The sequence below is a fragment of the Arsenicibacter rosenii genome, assembly GCF_001870735.1.
Taxonomy (GTDB): Bacteria; Bacteroidota; Bacteroidia; order Cytophagales; family Spirosomataceae; genus Arsenicibacter; species Arsenicibacter rosenii.
In genome coordinates this window covers 1-497 of sequence record NZ_MORL01000255.1, presented here as the reverse complement: position 1 = coordinate 497, position 497 = coordinate 1, and the positions used below count along the sequence as shown (strand labels likewise).

At 57.5% G+C, this 497-nt stretch carries 1 protein-coding gene; it reads left to right on the top strand.

All coding sequences use genetic code 11. The annotated features are described in order from the left end of the window. On the top strand, positions 1-469 hold a 469-nt coding region (locus tag BLX24_RS31140; protein ID WP_218160755.1), incomplete at its 5' end, for a hypothetical protein. Between the last annotated feature and the right edge of the window lie 28 nt (positions 470-497).

Below are 497 nucleotides of genomic sequence, written 5' to 3'. Positions count from 1 at the left end.
CGCCACAAAAACCATGACACCAACTAGCATTTACCGGGACTTTTTCCGGCCGGTTGCCGAGGCGGTACCCGGCGTAAAAACCGTCATGTTCGGAGACGGCAGCACCGTTGACCGCATGACGGCCGACAGCCGCTCGGCAGATATGTACCCCTGCATCTTTTCGCTGCGGCCCCGGTACCGGATGCACGACAACGGGGCCCATAACTATCTGGCCTTTTTCGAGGCGGTCTTTTACGTGTTTGTACCCGCACCGGTTGACGACTACGGGGCACAGGATGCCGCCTATGATCAGGCCGAACAGATGGCACTGGCGGTACTTCAGCAGTTTAAGGACGGTGACGGAGAAGCCTGCATACTGGAAACGAACACCATCGAATGTGAGCCGGTCAGCATGATGACCGTCGACCCGCTGAGCGCCTATGAAGTGAAGCTGAAGCTGGCACTTCCGGTTGCGTCAGTCTTTAATTAGTCCTTCCCGATCTCCGGACACACCGCCA